Source organism: Asaia sp. W19 (assembly GCF_003994335.1).
Taxonomy (GTDB): Bacteria; Pseudomonadota; Alphaproteobacteria; order Acetobacterales; family Acetobacteraceae; genus Asaia.
The window spans coordinates 59,315-75,424 of the sequence record NZ_PNQZ01000070.1; the positions used below are offsets into that span (position 1 = coordinate 59,315).

Annotated in this window: 13 protein-coding genes; 6 read left to right on the forward strand and 7 right to left on the reverse strand. The window is 61.9% G+C overall.

Features of this window, described 5'->3' with window-relative positions; genetic code table 11:
- Positions 1-167: 167 nt before the first annotated feature.
- The 3 genes from infC to C0V97_RS15085 all read right to left on the reverse strand — a co-directional run bounded on the left by infC (position 168) and on the right by C0V97_RS15085 (position 3,770).
- Positions 168-689: a translation initiation factor IF-3 gene (gene infC, locus C0V97_RS15075; RefSeq protein ID WP_023979861.1), complete on the reverse strand. Its 522-nt coding sequence runs from the start codon at positions 687-689 to the stop codon at positions 168-170.
- A gap of 195 nt (positions 690-884) precedes the next feature.
- Entirely contained in the window at positions 885-2,819 is a 1,935-nt protein-coding gene (gene thrS / locus C0V97_RS15080; protein WP_127103395.1) for a threonine--tRNA ligase, read from the reverse strand.
- A 39-nt stretch (positions 2,820-2,858) separates the two neighbouring features.
- Complete coding sequence (locus C0V97_RS15085) at positions 2,859-3,770, reverse strand: glycosyltransferase family 9 protein (protein WP_127103396.1); 912 nt, start codon at positions 3,768-3,770, stop codon at positions 2,859-2,861.
- 129 nt (positions 3,771-3,899) lie between these two features.
- On the opposite strand from C0V97_RS15085, the gene rbsK reads away from it, so the two are divergent.
- Entirely contained in the window at positions 3,900-4,865 is a 966-nt protein-coding gene (rbsK, locus tag C0V97_RS15090; protein WP_127103465.1) for a ribokinase, read from the forward strand.
- Positions 4,866-4,919: 54 nt separating this feature from the next.
- On the opposite strand, the gene C0V97_RS15095 is transcribed toward rbsK, so the two are convergent.
- A complete protein-coding gene (locus C0V97_RS15095; protein WP_158625442.1) occupies positions 4,920-5,729 on the reverse strand; it encodes a tetratricopeptide repeat protein in 810 nt (269 codons plus the stop codon).
- Positions 5,730-5,804: 75 nt separating this feature from the next.
- On the opposite strand from C0V97_RS15095, the gene C0V97_RS15100 reads away from it, so the two are divergent.
- Both C0V97_RS15100 and C0V97_RS15105 read left to right on the forward strand, forming a co-directional pair.
- On the forward strand, positions 5,805-6,656 hold the full coding sequence (locus C0V97_RS15100; protein ID WP_127103398.1) for an SDR family NAD(P)-dependent oxidoreductase: 852 nt from the start codon (positions 5,805-5,807) through the stop codon (positions 6,654-6,656).
- Between the two features lie 140 nt (positions 6,657-6,796).
- Entirely contained in the window at positions 6,797-7,942 is a 1,146-nt protein-coding gene (locus tag C0V97_RS15105; RefSeq protein ID WP_233582206.1) for a hypothetical protein, read from the forward strand.
- Between the two features lie 43 nt (positions 7,943-7,985).
- Here C0V97_RS15105 and C0V97_RS15110 read toward each other — a convergent pair whose 3' ends face one another.
- The 3 genes from C0V97_RS15110 to C0V97_RS15120 are packed head-to-tail and all read right to left on the reverse strand — an operon-like array spanning position 7,986 to position 12,185.
- Positions 7,986-9,485 (reverse strand): efflux transporter outer membrane subunit, encoded by a 1,500-nt coding sequence (locus C0V97_RS15110; protein ID WP_127103399.1) that lies wholly within the window; start codon positions 9,483-9,485, stop codon positions 7,986-7,988.
- Positions 9,486-9,490: 5 nt separating this feature from the next.
- Positions 9,491-10,567 carry an HlyD family secretion protein gene (locus tag C0V97_RS15115; RefSeq protein WP_127103400.1) on the reverse strand — a complete coding sequence of 359 codons (1,077 nt, stop codon included), beginning with the start codon at positions 10,565-10,567 and terminating at the stop codon, positions 9,491-9,493.
- Positions 10,568-10,580: 13 nt separating this feature from the next.
- On the reverse strand, positions 10,581-12,185 hold the full coding sequence (locus C0V97_RS15120) for an MFS transporter (protein WP_199751917.1): 1,605 nt from the start codon (positions 12,183-12,185) through the stop codon (positions 10,581-10,583).
- 141 nt (positions 12,186-12,326) lie between these two features.
- Between C0V97_RS15120 and C0V97_RS15125 the strand changes: the two genes are divergently transcribed.
- From C0V97_RS15125 to C0V97_RS15135, 3 genes are all read left to right on the forward strand, one after another.
- Complete coding sequence (locus tag C0V97_RS15125; RefSeq protein WP_127103401.1) at positions 12,327-13,283, forward strand: LysR family transcriptional regulator; 957 nt, start codon at positions 12,327-12,329, stop codon at positions 13,281-13,283.
- Between the two features lie 187 nt (positions 13,284-13,470).
- Positions 13,471-13,854 carry a glycerol dehydrogenase gene (locus tag C0V97_RS15130; RefSeq protein WP_127103402.1) on the forward strand — a complete coding sequence of 128 codons (384 nt, stop codon included), beginning with the start codon at positions 13,471-13,473 and terminating at the stop codon, positions 13,852-13,854.
- Entirely contained in the window at positions 13,854-16,055 is a 2,202-nt protein-coding gene (locus C0V97_RS15135; protein WP_127103403.1) for a pyrroloquinoline quinone-dependent dehydrogenase, read from the forward strand. The genes C0V97_RS15130 and C0V97_RS15135 overlap by 1 nt, the downstream gene beginning before the upstream one ends.
- Positions 16,056-16,110 lie beyond the last annotated feature (55 nt).

The window sequence follows — 16,110 nt, forward strand, 5'->3', positions numbered from 1 at the left end:
CAGGGGGGAATTCTTCAGAACCCATCCGCGGTACGGGCCCGAAGTTTCCGTAAGGAAGAATGCTGGCGCTCACATCACGCACCGCTGCACCGCCCTATTCCGTCATGGCAAAAAAAAACCTCCGGCACAGGCCGGAGGTTCGTGAGGCTTAAACCGCTTTCATGCGGTCAGCGCGGTGCGAGCACCATGATCATCTGGCGATTTTCAAGCTTGGGCATTTGCTCGACCTTCGCCTTGTCTTCCATCTCGGTACGAATGCGTTCGAGCATCTTGATACCGAGCTCCTGATGGGCCATCTCACGACCCTTGAAGCGCAACGATACCTTGACCTTGTCGCCTTCCGCGAGGAACGAGTTCATGGCGCGCAGTTTGACCTGGTAGTCATTTTCATTGGTGCTGGGGCGCACCTTGACTTCCTTGATCTCTATGACCTTCTGCTTCTTACGCGCTTCGTTCTTCTTCTTCTGCTGTTCGTACTTGAACTTGCCGTAGTCGAGAATCTTGACGACAGGTGGCTCAGCCGTCGGGCTGATTTCCAGAAGGTCGAGCCCGACCGAATAGGCGCGTGCAAGAGCATCGCGCGTTGTCATGACGCCAGCCATTTCGCCGTCGGCGTCAATCAAGCGCACCTGAGGAACACGGATTTCCTCGTTAACTCGGGGCCCTTCACGGGTGGGTGCGGCCTGCATCGGTGGTCTAGCTATGGTCGTCTCCTGTCGACGTTTTCAACAATCTGCTTGGCGGGAATTCAATACGCTCAACCACGCCAAAGATTTCATCACCTTAGCGTGACAAAATTAACGGCTTGTTTGCGGGACTCCCGGTGCCCCGACATAGTCATGAAACACCGGGATTGCAAGGTTTTCGCGTCTAACACGCGCGCATCAGACCTGCAGGCGCTGCATGTCCGGGGCCATGGCTTCCTGACCCAGCATCGCCACCACCTCATCCAGCGCAAGGATTTCCTGAGCAGCACCGCCCAGACGACGCATCGCTACCTTGCCCTCTTCTGCCTCGCGACGACCCACAACAAGAATGACAGGAACACGTGCGAGCGAGTGTTCACGAATCTTCGCGTTGATCTTCTCGTTGCGTCCGTCCACCTCGACCTGAAGTCCTGCGCGACGCAGCTTCGCGGCCACCTCCTGTGCATAGGGCTCCGCATCGGTCACGATGCTGGCGACCACCACCTGGGTCGGAGCGAGCCAGAGCGGGAACTTGCCTGCAAACTGCTCGATCAGGATACCAATGAAGCGCTCGAAGCTGCCCAGGATGGCGCGGTGCAGCATGACCGGACGATGGCGCGCGCTGTCCTCGCCGATATAAGACGCATCCAGACGCTCTGGCAGAATGAAATCGACCTGCAATGTGCCGCATTGCCAGTCGCGACCGATCGCATCCGTCAGCACGAATTCGAGTTTCGGGCCATAGAAGGCCCCTTCGCCCGGATTGGTCTCGAAGGTGACACCCGCCAGGGCGCAGGCTTCCTTGAGCGCCTTTTCCGACTTGTCCCAGGTCGCGTCGTCACCCGCACGCGCGTCGGGGCGGTCGGAGAACTTCACACGAAAATTCTCGAAACCGAGATCGCGATAGACCTCGTCGAGCATGGCCACGAAGGTCGCCGTCTCGGCCGCAATCTGCTCCTCGGTACAGAAGATATGCGCGTCATCCTGCGTGAAGCCACGAACGCGCATGATACCATGCAGCGCGCCTGAAGGCTCGTAGCGATGACATGCGCCGAACTCGGCCATACGCAGCGGCAGCTCGCGATAGGAACGCAGCCCATGGCGGAAGATCTGCACATGACAGGGGCAGTTCATCGGCTTGAGGGCGAGGGTCTTTTCCTCATCCTCAACCGTCGCGATGAACATGTGCTCGCGATATTTATCCCAATGACCCGAGGCTTCCCAGAGCGCACGGTCTACAAGCTGTGGGGTACGCACTTCTTCGTAGCCATAGCGCGTCTGGATACGGCGCATATAGTCCTGAAGCACGGTGTAAAGACGCCAGCCCTTCGCATGCCAGAAGATCTGACCCACCGCCTCTTCCTGGATATGAAACAGATCCATCTCGCGGCCGATACGCCGATGATCGCGCTTCTCGGCCTCTTCCAGCTGGTGCAGATAGGCGTCGAGTTCCTTCTGGTCGCGCCAGGCCGTTCCATAGATGCGCGTCAGCATGGGATTACGGTGGTCGCCGCGCCAGTAAGCACCGGCTACCTTCATGAGCTTGAACGCCGTGCCGATATCGCCCGTGCCACGCATGTGCGGCCCGCGGCACAGATCGAGCCATGCCCCCTGACGATAGATCGAGATGGTCTCGCTCTCGGGCAGATCGCGGATCAGCTCGGCCTTGAAGCGCTCGCCTTTCTCCTCGAAGAAGGCAATGGCGGCGTCACGATCCCATTCCTCGCGCTCGAACGGCGCATTGGCCGCGATGATCTCACGCATCTTGGCCTCGATCGCCTCGAAATCCTCAGGCGTGAAAGGCTGGTTGCGGAAGAAATCGTAATAGAACCCGTCCTTGATAGAGGGGCCGATGGTTACCTGCGTGCCGGGCCAGAGCGCCTGCACGGCCTCGGCCAGCACATGGGCGGTATCATGGCGGATCATCTCCAGAACGATATCGTCCTTGCGCGTGATGAAGCGCAGCTCTGAATCCTCGGCAATGACGGTCGAGAGATCGACCAGCTTGCCATTCAGGCTCATCGCAACGGCAGCACGCGCCAGACCGGGACCGATCGAAGCCGCGACTGCCGTGCCGGTCGTGGCACCGTCGAACGTACGAACGGAACCATCGGGCAGGGTAATGGCAGGCATGGAGATGCGCTCCTGGCGTAAGAGATAAGTTGAGCTGTTCTAATGGCCCCAGTTCAGGCAGGCCGCAACCCTGGAAACGTCGAGCGTCCGCAGATCCTCAACCGCGAGAACACGAACCTGACCCGGTCTCAACCCGTTCGGCGCGGTCAGGCGCGGGTTGCTCTCCCCCGAGAACAATACGAGCGACCGGCATCCCATGGCTGCCGCGAGATGCATGGGGCCGGTATCATTCCCCACTGCCAGCGTCGCCCGCGCAAACACGCCGCCCAGGGCCAGCAGATCGGTCTGACCCGCCAGATCGATCACGCCGGGCGTCTGCGCCCTTATCGTATCCACGAGAGCGCGCTCCGCCTGTGTGCCAATTACGACCACAGCCAGACCCTGCGCCTGCAAAAGCCGGGCCAGAGCCGCGTAATGCCCCTCTGGCCAGCGTTTGGCAGGGCGGTGAGGGGCGGCGCCAGGAACGATGATGGCATAGGGTGCGGGCAGATCCGGACCGCCACGACCCAGCCATTCCAGATCGGGCGCGTTGTGCTCCGCTACGCCAAGACGCGCGAGCTGGTCGCGCTGTCGCGCCACGCTATGCATGGAATCGCGCCAGGGATTATCGTGAAAATGGGCCGACTTTCTGGCAATACCGCTCCAGGCCTTTTGTCCTGATAGCCGCGCATAACGCGTGCTCCGCCCGGATGTCTGCAAGTCGATCACCAGATCATAGCCGCGCAGTTCCCGGCGCAGGGTCAGCAAACCGCGCCAGTCATGCCAGCGCGGCCGCGTATCGATCCGGATATGATCAAACCAGGGACTGGTTTCTGCCAGGGCGCGAAAAGGCGCGGTGGTGAGCAGGGTGATCTCGGCCTCGGGCCAATGGGCCCTGATGGCGGCAAAAGGAGAGAGCGCCTGAACAACATCGCCCAGAGCCCCGAGCTTGATCACGAGAATGCGAAACATGCCGCGATCCTAGCCGAGGCTGCGACGCGATGATACGCCATGCGTTCACGCGTCCGTCTTCTGGCATCGCCCGCGAAGACACAGCCTCGTGGCACCATTTCCGCCCGCAGGGCGATCAGGGAAAAGCTCATGTCCGACCGCCCCTCTTCCATCCTTTCCTTCGGCAGCGTCAATATCGACATCACGGCGCGCGCTGAGCGCATCCCTCATCCCGGTGAAACGGTCCATGCGGAAAGCTATGCTACCGGGCTGGGGGGCAAGGGGGCCAATCAGGCGGCCGCAACCTCCCGTCTTGGTCAAGGCTGCGGCCTGAAGGTGTTCATGGCGGGCCGCACCGGCACGGACAGTTTCGGCACGCTTGCCCGCTCCCTCCTGACACCGTTCGGGGTCAATCTCTCAGCCCTGCGTGAGGATCCCGACCATCCAACCGGGGTGGCGCTGATCACGGTGGACAGCAAGGCGGAAAACATCATCACCGTTGCAGGCGGCGCGAACATGGCGCTGGACGGCAGCGATGTCCGGGCCCATCGCGCGCTCATTCATGAGGCTTCGGCCGTACTGTTGCAGCTGGAAATCCCGCTGGCCCTGACCATCGAGATTGCCGAGGAAGCGAAACGAGCCAGCACACTGGTCATTCTCGACCCAGCCCCTGCCCCCGCTGACGGCCTGCCCGCAGCGCTCTGGGCAGCCCTGGATGTCGTCACCCCCAATGAGACCGAAACACGGCTTTTGACCGGAATCTATCCCGAAACGCAGGAAGACGCGGCCAGAGCCGCACGCAGGCTGCAGGAACTGGGCGCCACCCATGCCCTGGTCAAGATGGGCGCGCGCGGTGTTTATTATCGCTCTGGAGAGTCGGAAGGCTTCGTACCGCCCTATCGCGTGAATGCCATCGATACAGTAGCGGCGGGTGATTGCTTCAATGGCGGTCTGGCCACCGCCCTCACACTGGGCAAGAGTTTCGGCGAGGCCGTGCATTTCGCGGCAGCTTGCGGCGCTTTGGCCACCACGCGCCTCGGCGCTGCCGAGTCCGCGCCTCATTGGGACGAGGTCGTTGCCCTTGTCGAAACCGGTAAACCCCCCGGCGCGGCGTAACCGGGGAATTCCGGCGGCGGCAGGACGGAATGCCGAACAGCGCCGGGAAACTGCTCAGTCCTGATCGGGATCTGAATCCAGAACAGCCTCGTCCTGACGAGCCAGATAGGCTTCATGTCCGTCCGGGGCGAGTGCGATGACCCGATCCCAGTCACTGCGGGCCTGTGCGTAGCGGGTCAGGCGGACATTGAGGATGCCGCGCTCTAGCAGGGCTTCGATATCGTCGGGCTGAAGCGTCAGGGCCCGGGTGACATCCACCAGCCCATCGGCATTGCGCCCAAGCTGGCGATAGGCCCCGGCGCGCAGCACGAGCGCCCGCACCAGAACGGGATCGGTATTCTTGCCGTTGTCGGGCAGGACCCCCAGCGCCTGTATGGCAGCCGCATAATGGCCCTGCATGGACAGGCTGCGCGCCAGCAGCAAGGTTAGATCGGACCGCACCTTGCCCGGCGATGACGATGAAACGAGCAACGCCTGACGCGCAGCACGTTCTGCCGCAGCGCCATCGCCCGCCAGCAACCACGCTTCCGCCGCCCGGGCAGCATAGCCTGCCTCGCGCTCCCCCTCGCTCCCTGCCTCAGGCTGGCCGGCTCTCCGGCCTTGAGGCGACAGCGATTTGCGAGGCCCACCCTGCATGGCGAGCGTCTCGTATTGCTGCGCCGCCTCGCGATAGTCTCCGAGCGCCAGATCGGCCTGCGCGAGACAGTCCCGTGCCTCGCCGCCGCCGCCGCGGCGCAGCCAGTTCTGTGCTGCCTCCTGCACCAGATCGGGCGTGTCAGGAAGCGAAGCCACGCATTGGGCAAGGTTCTGCGGGGCCGGGCTGGCAGCCGCCATCCCCATTCCCAGAACGCTTCCTATCGCCAAGGCTCCAAAACCATGTTTCATACAGTGTGATTGGCGCGCCACCGCGTCAGCGGTCAAGCGCGAATGGGAGCTTTCATGCCACCTCACCTTGTTATCCTGGGTCAGGGCTATTCAGCATCCGCCGTCGTGCCGCTTGCCAGAGCCCAAGCCTGGCGCGTGACCGGCACAAGGCGCGTGCCTGAAGAGGGATCGGGACTGATCGCTTTCGATGAGGCTGGTTCTGCACTTGGTGAGGCAACCCATCTTCTGATCAGCGCGCCGCCATCGGAGTCGGGCGATCCCGCCTTTATCCGATACGCCCCCCTTCTGTCGGAAAGCCCGACCCTGCGATGGATTGGCTATTACTCAACTACCGGCGTTTACGGAGACCGTCAGGGCGCACATGTGGATGAAACGACGCCAGTCTCACCCGGCCAGACACGCAGCCGCGCGCGCGTCGAGGCCGAGCGGGCATGGCAGGAACTGGCCCGTCGCAGATCCATCGCCTGTGATATCATGCGACTGGGCGGGATCTATGGGCCCGGCCGCTCGGCGTTCGATACCCTGCGCTCCGGCAAGGCCCGACTGATCGACGCGCCAGACCATCTGTTCAGCCGCATCCATCGAGACGATATCGCCGAGGGCACCATGGCTGCCATTTCCACCGCCTCAGGATGCCGCATTCTGAACTTCGTCGATGACGCGCCAAGCCCGCAGGCCGCGGTATTCGAAGAGGCCGCTCGTCTGGCGAACGCTCCTTTGCCTCAACGCTTGTCGCTGGATGAGGCCTGGGAAAGCCTGAGCCCCATGGCACGCAGCTTCTGGTCCGAGCGCCGCGTGGTCGACAGCCGCCTGACCCAACGGAGCCTCGACCGTCGATGGCGCTTCCCGAGCTACCGTGAAGGTCTGGCCGCTATTCTGGCCACAGAGCAGGCGCCCAAGCCCTGAAGGGGAAGAAATACTGTGTGCCAGCCCTGCGATCCGGTCAGCTCCGTGCTTCAGCTTTCCCCTCCCCCGGCCCGTGGAACGCAAAACGTTCATTACGGGCTGGCAACCCTCTCCAAGGATACGCTAAGCCAGAGACACCCATGATCATGCTCCGTTTTCCCTGCCCTCGCCCGGGGGTGTTCCGCGCGCTGCTGCCCAGCCTCCTGCCCCTGATGTTGTCGGGTTGCATCACGATCGGCCCTTCGCGCCTGTCGCATGATCAGCTCGATTACTCGCGCGCGCTGGGCGAGGCGGAAAAACATGCGATGCTGCTCAACATCATTCGTATCCGCTATGCCGATCCACCGACCTTTCTCGATACAACTCAGGTCATCGCGGGCTATCAGCTCAATCGCTCGGTCAATGGCGGATTCAATGCGTTCCCTTCAGGTGTCGGAAGCTATCTCTTCGGCAGCAGCACAGCCACGCTGCAGGAGAGCCCAACCTTCACCTATCAGCCCGAGACCGGGCAGCAATATGCCGAAAACGTCATCCGGCCCATCTCACCCGTAGTCATCATGCCACTCAGCCTCGGTGGTCTGCCTATCGACACACTCCTGCGCCTGACGGCGCAGTCGATCGACGGATTGTCCAATGTCCGCGCCCTTGGTGCCGGACCCACTGGCGGCGGTTCGGTCCGTTTCTACCTGCTGCTGCATGATCTGCGCCAGTTGCAGGTACAGGGCGCCATGACCATACGCATCTCCACCGATGCCCCCAAAGCAACGGCGGACCAGCCACCTTCCGGCTCGGCGAACAAGCCATCGGGAACGCAGCCCGAACACGCCTATCTTGTGCTCACCGCCACCTCTGACCCCGCCCTGACCACCATCCAGGCAGAGGTGCGTCGTCTGCTCCATCTCGACCCTCACGCCGAAGAGGCCGAGATCGTTTACGGCCCCTACCCGAAAGTGCCGGGGCAGATTGCCATTCTCACGCGCTCCATGTTCGCCATGCTCTCCCAGATCGCCTATGAGATGGAGGTCCCGGAAGAGGATGTCAGAGCCACGCGGACATTGCCCACCATCAGCCCGGTCGGCATTGAGACACGCCCTGATGTGGTGATCCATTCCGGCAAATCCGCGCCCGAGCATAATTATGACGAGGTACGCTACAGGGGCCGATGGTACTGGATCAGCGATGATGATTTCCGGAGCAAGCTGAGCTTTACCATGATGCAGATTCTCGCCGCCCTCGCCGCAACCAGCCACTCACCCGGCGCGGTTATCACTATCCCCGCGGGCTGAGCAAAAGGGACGGCAGCCCCCGGGAGCGTCGCCCCTGGTCTGGCTATATTCGGGCCCAACCGCCCCCCAGAGCCCGATAAAGCCGTGCCATCGATACCGAGACTTCCGCCCGCGCGTCCGAGAGCGCGCTACGGCTCTCGAGCAGCCCGTTCTGTGTGGTCAGAACATTGAGAAAATCTCCCGCCCCTTGGGCATATTGGAGCTGCGCCACCCTGACGGCTGTCTCACTCTCAGCAACCGCCTCGGCCAGGCGGTCGTGACGCTCCTGGGCCGTGCCCAGATCGGCCATGGCATCATCGACTTCCTCCCAGGCGTGGAGAACCGTTTTCTGAAGCGCAATGGCCGCTTCCCTCTGCTGCAGACGGCGCAAGGCAAGTTGCCCCGCAAGCTTCCCGCCCTCGAACAACGGAATGGTCATGGTCGGACCAAAACCATACTGACGCGATGCCCAGGAGCCGAGACCGCTGAACTGGAGAGCCTGAACATCCAGGCTGCCAGACAGCGTGATCCGTGGGAAGAAATCCGCCATGGCTACCCCGATTGTTGCTGTTGCCGCATGCAGACGCTCCTGAGCCGCCCGGATATCCGGGCGTCTTTCGGCAAGCTGCGACGGTAATCCAACCGGGATGGATACCGGGAGTGGTGGAATGCTGCCCTTCTCCGCAAGACGCTGTGACAGGGCACCCGGTTCGCGCGCCATCAGAAAGGCAAGGGCATTAAGAAGGTGCACCTCTTCGCGGTGCAGTTGGGGCAGGCGGGCTTCAAAACCATGCAACTGCCCGCGCGCATAGGCGAGATCGAGTTTCGTCGCCGTACCCTGGGTCACACGCAAAACGGTCAGTTCGACACTGTGACGGGCGATATCGAGGCTCTGTCGGGTAATCTCGGTCTGGGCCTGCACGTTACGCAGGGCAATGTAATCCTGCGCGGTCTCTGCCATGAGCGAAACCAGCGTATCGCGCTGCATTTCCCGCATGGCCCGCATGGAGGCCGTCGCTGCCTCGACCTGGCGGCGCACATGCCCCCACAGATCGACCTCCCATGACGCGCCGAGGCCGTATTGGGGCAGGTTGAAAGCAGGATTACCCTTCGGTCCGGCAGCAGCAGCGGGCCCGAACCCCTGTGTTCCGTCCGCAATCTGTGCCGGATCTTGATCCGCTTCAGTACCGAGCAGGCTCAGGATGCCGTTCGTGCTCGCGCGCTCGCGGGCATAAGAGGCGGCGCCTTGCACCTGAGGCAAGCGCGCCGCGGCTGCGATCCTGCGCTCGGCACGGCTCTGTTCGAAATGGAGCGCCGCCTCCCTGAGATCGAGATTGGCCCTCAGCACATCCTGCTCAAGCGCTGTCAGAACCGGATCCTGGTAGAGCGTCCACCACTGCGCCTCGACGGGCGCACGCTCATCCGGGTGGCTTTTCTGAGGTGTCACGCTTTCATGCCAATGAGACGCCGCCACCGGATCGTGTTTCTGGAACTCCGGTCCAACCGAGCATCCCCCCAGGATCAGGAAAAGACTCAGCCCTGCCGTGCGGGACAAATGTCTCATGCCCCTTACTCCCACACAAAGCGCGCATCGGCGGCGTGAGCGCCGTTACGAGGCGCGCCGGTATCGATCATGGCCTCGACGGACATGCCGACACGAACGCGTCGCGCCAGAGGCTGCCCGTCATCAAAAACCAGTTTCACCGGGACACGCTGCACCACCTTGGTGAAATTCCCTGTCGCATTATCAGGCTGGATCAGGGCAAAGGCGACATTCGTGGCCGGTGCTACGCTGTCGACATGGGCATGGAGCACCGCGTCGGGAAAGCTGTCGACCCGTATGTCGGCTTCCTGACCGGTCTGTACACGAGCCATCTGCGTCTCCTGAAAATTGGCAATTACATAGGCCTGACGCACCGGCACCACCGCCAGAAGTCCAGTGCCGGGGCGGACATACATCCCGACGCGCACGTCACGTGACCCGACAACGCCATCAACAGGGGCGGTAATGGTGCAATAGGACAGATCGAGCTCGGCCTGACGCACAAGGCCTTGCGTCTGGATCAGCACGCCTTGCGCGCGCTCGCTCTCTGCAGCGAGCACAGCAAGCCCGGCGCGATCGGCATTCACGGCTGCCTTGTCGCGAGAGAGCCGCGCGACGGCCTCGCGCTGGCGATCCTCGGCACCTTGCTGCTGCTCGATCGTGCTGGCACCTCCCGCCGAGAGCGCCCGATAACGCGCCGCGTTCTGTCGGGCGAAAAGCAGGGCAGCCTCATCGGCCTCGATCGTGGCGAGAGCCGCGTCGATCAGAGCTGACTGTCGCTGCTGCGCGGCGGCGAGATTGGCGATATCAGCCTGCGCTGCACGGAGCTTGCCCCGAGCGGTATCCAGCGCCGTGCGGTAATCGTTGTCCTCGATATGAGCCAGAACATCGCCCGCCTGTACTTTCTGGTTGTCCGCAACAGGCACGCTGTCGATGCGCCCGGCGACCTTGGGCGCCACGCGGGTGAAATCGGCGGTGATATAGGCATCATTGGTAGATTGATGACGCCCATCCCCGACAAAGAAGCGATCTGCGCTCCAGGCGAGACCGGTCAGGACAAGCGCGGTGCATCCCGCAAACAGGAGCGGTTTTTTGTAAGCCATGGGGAGATTTCCGTTACTGTGTTGCGAGAGGTGAAGTCGCGGGCTGCCGCACCGGGGCAACGAGTGGCCCGGGAGGGCAATCGCTCGGCGCCTTCCCCGGGGGGTAGACGCGACCGGGAAGAATGGCGGTCAACACCACGAAAACAGCGCAGATCACGACCACCACGAACAGGATATCGACCAGGGAGAGCACCAGAGCCTGAGCAGACAGCATCTCATGCACCCTGCGCAGCGCATCCGCCCCGCTGCCCCCCTGCGCCAGGCCGGGATGATCCAGCAACATGGTCGAGTGATATTGCTCACGACGGCGCAGCAGGATCGAGAACAGGGCGAAGGCGAGTGCATTGGCCATACCCTTGAGCATATTGACCATGCCCGAGATGAAGGGGCCGTCGCTCGGCCCGAGCGCCAGAGTGGCCAGCATCAGGACCGGGATGACCACCATGGGCTGACCGAAGATCTGAAGGGCCTGAATGAGATAGAAATTGTCGCGCACCCATTCGGATGTCAGGCCCAGCCCAAGCCACGCAGAAAGCCCGAGCAGCGCCATGCCGATCCCGAGCACCCATCGGCAATCGACCCGACGCATGTTGCACAGCGCCGCAACCATCGGCAGCACGACGAGCTGGGGCAGAGCCACGGTCAGGGCGACGGGAGCCGCCTGAACGGGACGGTAGCCCTTGATCTCCTCCAGGAATGTCGTAGTGACTTCGTTCATCAAGGCGCAGACGATCAGAACCGCCACGAGCGACAGAAGGGACATCGTGATATTGCGGCTCTTCCAGTATTGCAGACGGAAAAACGGGCTGTGATGATGCCATTCGTGGATCAGGAACCCGAGAAAGAGCGCCCCACCCCAGAATGTCAGATGCGTGACGAGAGGGGAACGAAACCAGTCGAGCCGGTCCCCCTGATAAAGAACGGTCACGACACAGAGGATGGACGGCGCGCCGATCAGAAATCCCCGCCAGTTGAAGCTGCGAAAACGCGAGAGCTGGACCGGGTCCTGAGGCAGTCCCCAGGCAATCATGACAAGCGCGACCGCACCCAGCGGCATCACCTCCCAATAGAGCCAGTGCCAGCCGAAACGTTCGAAAAGCAGGGACTCGAAAGGCATGCCGAGATTGGGGCCGAAGGTCGCACTCATGGCGTAACCGCCTATGCCGAAAACCTTGAGCGGCGGCGGCAGATATTTGAGCATGACCGTCATGAGGATAGGCGGCAGACATCCCGCACTCAGCCCCTGCATGGCGCGCAGGATACCGATGGAAACCATATCGGTCATGAAGGGCAACGGCACGGCGAGTAGGGCCAGCGTCGCCGTCATGAACAAGGCAAAGCGATAGATCGAAAACGTCATGTAGAACCACGGCGTGAAGGCCATCGCCGCAATATTGAAGGCCTCGTAGAGCGAGATGAACCAGCTTCCCTCATCGTGACCCAGATGCATGGCCCCACGCAGATCGGACAGACCAAGTTCCGTGACATGTTCATTGAAGCCAGCGACATGGACGGCAAGCAACATGCCCAGACACCCGATGATCGTTCTGAGCCCGAAGGGGGGTAAGGGAGCAGAAGATGGCAGGACCTTTGCGTCCTGCCTCGTAGGTACGATCATGGGGCGACATCCTTTCCGCCCGGTCTCTAGCGGTGCCTCCCCGCCTCAATAACCCGCAATCCGGGTAAAAAATCCTTCCAGTTGGCGTAAGGGTCCGGCACATCACTTTCATTCTGCGCAACACCCCAAGAGCCGGGCCTTATGACCAGAAATCTGCCTGCCAAGCGTGGCTATTCGCTCGATCATCTCCGTTGGCTTCAGGTGCTCCTCGAGGAAGAGAGCGTCACACGCGCGGCAAAGCGGCTCAGGGTGAGCGAGGCTGCCACAAGCCGTCACCTGGCCTCATTGCGCACATTGTTCGGGGACCCTCTGCTGGTGCTCTCCGGCAGACATCTGGTCGCGACCCCCTATGCCAAAGACCTGCTGGGAAGGGTGCAGACAGTGCTGGCCGAGGCAGAGGCACTGGTCAGCGCGCGCGCGCGACTGGACCTGTCTCAGATCGCCCCCCATTTCACGATCCGGGCGCGGGACCTTTTCATCGGAGCCTTCGGCAGCGCCATCGCCGAGAGGCTCAGAGAATCCTGCCCGCGCTGCCAGATCGTTTTCTCGCCGGAAACGGAGGATTCAATCGGTGATGCGCTCAGGCGTGGCACGATCGATCTCTATATCGGCGCCACCGAAGACCTCCTGCCCGAAATCAAGAAGCAAACCCTGTTCCAGACCCATTTCGAGGCCGTGGTGCGCGCCGGGCATCCGATCCTGGAGCAGGAGATCACGCCCCAGACACTGGTTGCCTATGATCACATCAGCACGTCCCGCAAGGGGCGTGCCCACGGGCCTATCGATGCGATCCTAGCCAAGCAATACGGTCTGGAGAGACGTATCGCGCTGGTCGTACCCAGCGATTATGCCATGATCGAAACCATGCGCGAGACGAACATGATCCTGCCCCTGCCGGAGATCATCATCCGCCGTCTACCGCTTGAGGCCATTGGGGCACGTGCCTTCGCGTTCCCCTTCCCGTTGCCTGATCTCGTCAGCTTTCAGGCCTGGCATCCGCGACTCGATAATGATCCGGTCCATCGATGGCTCAGGGAGACCATTCTCTCGACCGTGCAATCCGTGGTCAGAGCCCTGCGCGACCGGAAGGAAAGCTGAGACAACCCGCCACATCGACCGTTTTCCCCTGCCCGCGCTGAAAACACCTTGCAGAGATCTATAAGACGCTATCCTGTGATCGGAAAACCGTGCGTCCCACCAAACGTATCAGAGTTTTCACTGATATGTGTTGCTCTGTTCTGTTCGCGTTCAGGATAGGTTGCGCACCTTGTCTCAAGGAGGATTCATGACGTCTCGTTCCAGACCCAGACGCATCGGCGACTGGGCAGCACTGGGTCTCGCCATCCTGATCGTGGTTTTCGGTCTCATCTTCGTTGCTGGTGGCGGCTACCTTCTAAGCCTTGGTGGCTCTGCCTATTATCTGATCTGCGGCATCGTTCTGCTGGCATCGGGTGGGCTCATGGCCATGGGTCGTCTTCTGGGGGGCTACCTCTTCCTTCTCGCCTGGGCCGGTACACTGATCTGGACCATTGCCGAGTGCGGCTTTGACTGGTGGGGCTGGCTCCCGCGCCTGTTCGGCCCGACGCTGATCGCCATTCTTGTCGTGCTCAGCCTGCCTGTCCTGCGTCGCCAGGATACGGTTCGTCCAGTTTCCCGCGGAGCCGTCTGATGCGTAGACCAGCCCTTTTGACCGCCACCATGCTCGGTGGCCTTCTGTCTGCCTCGGTCGCGCTGGCGCAGATTCCCCCCTCTAACTCGACCCCGGGTGAAGACAATACGTCAACCGCCGATGCCCATAGCCAGGGTCCCGGTCGTTTTGGTGGCCCCTCCCCCTCCGCTCCGCAGGCTCCAGGCGTGAATGCCGCCAATCTGCCGGACATCTCCGAGATCGGTATCGCTGACGTTCCGGCCGCCGTGCCGCAGATCGACAGCACCCCGGCCCGCGAAGACTGGCCCGCATATGGCCGCGATTCCAACCAGACGCGCTATTCGCCTCTGGAGCAGCTGACCCCCGACAACGTGGGCAAGCTCAAGCGCGCCTTCGTGTATCACACGGGCAGCAAGCCAGGTCCGGGTCAGGCCAATAAATGGGCTGCCGAAACCACCCCGATCAAGGTGGGCAACTCGCTCTACATGTGTTCAGCCATGAACGACATGATGCGCATCGATGCCGCCACCGGCAAGGAGATCTGGCGTCACGATGCCGGGGTGAAATACCAGTCCATCCCGTACACCGCCGCGTGCAAGGGTGTGACCTATTACACCTCCTCCACCATCCCCGAAGGCCAGTCCTGCCATAACCGCGTCATGGAAGCCACGCTCGACATGCGCCTGATTCAGGTCGATGCCGAGACGGGCAAGCTGTGCGAGGGCTTCGGCTTTGGCGGTCAGGTCAATCTGATGCAGGGCATGGGCGAGTCGGTACCGGGCTTCGTTTCCATGACGACCCCGCCCCCGGTCATCAATGGCATCGTCGTGGTCAATCACGAGGTGCTCGACGGTCAGCGCCGCTGGGCTCCTTCAGGCGTGATTCGTGGCTATGACGCTGAAAGCGGCAAGTTCGTCTGGGCCTGGGATGTGAATAATCCTGACAACCACCACCAGCCTGCCCCCGGCGAGCATTACAGCCGTGGAACGCCCAATTCCTGGGCTGCCATGACGGGTGATAACGAGCTTGGCCTCGTCTATGTCCCGACAGGCAATTCCGCCGCCGATTATTACAGCGCCATGCGCACCGACAAGGAGAACGCTGTCTCGTCCTCCATCGTCGCGCTGGATGTCAAGACAGGTGAACCCCGCTGGGTATTCCAGACCGCCCACAAGGATGTCTGGGATTATGATATTGGCTCACAGGCCACCAAATTCGACTATCATCATGCCGACGGTACCGTAACGCCTGCTCTGCTGGTGCCCACCAAGCGTGGCCAGACCTTCGTGCTCGACCGTGCGACGGGCAAGCCCCTGCCGGAATTCCCGGTTGTCGAAAAGCCCGCCCCTGCCAGCACCATGGCAGATGATCCGCGCAGTCCGACCCAGCCCTGGTCCGATGCTTTCCCCCGTCTCGCCTTCCCTGATCTGAAGGAAAGCGACATGTGGGGCATGTCGCCTATCGACCAGCTCTATTGCCGCATCATGTTCCGCAAGGCGCGCTATGTCGGCGAGTTCACCCCGCCCGCGCTCGACAAGCCGAATATCGAATATCCCGGCTATAATGGCGGCAGCGACTGGGGCAGCATGGCCTATGACCCGGAATCGGGCATTGTCATCGCCAACTGGAACTCCACGCCGATGTACGATCAGCTCATCACCCGTAAAAAGGCCGATGCGCTGGGCCTGAAGCCCATCGACAACCCCAGCTACAACCCCAATGGCGGGGGTGCAGAAGGCAATGGCGCACAGGCCGATACACCTTATGGCATCGTGGTGACTCCGTTCTGGAACCACTACACGGGCATGATGTGCAACAAGCCCCCCTATGGCATGATTGAGGCGATCGACATCAAGACCAAGAAGGTCCTGTGGTCGCGTCCTCTCGGTACCGCACGCGCCAATGGCCCGTGGAACATGCCGACAGGCCTGCCGCTCAATATTGGTACGCCGAATAACGGTGGCTCGGTCATCACCAAGGGCGGTCTTGTCTTTGTTGCGGCTGCAACCGACAACCAGATTCGCGCAATCGACATCAAGACGGGCAAGGATGTCTGGTCCGATGTTCTGCCGGGTGGCGGCCAGGCCAATCCGATGACCTATGAGGTCAACGGCAAGCAGTATGTCGCCATCATGGCCGGTGGCCATCACTTCATGATGACGCCTGTGACCGACCAGCTCGTCGTCTACGCCCTCCCGGACGGGGCCGACACCAAGCACTAAGAGCGCTTCCCGGTCGCAACGCGACAGGAGAGAGCGTCAGGGCCGGGGGATCTTC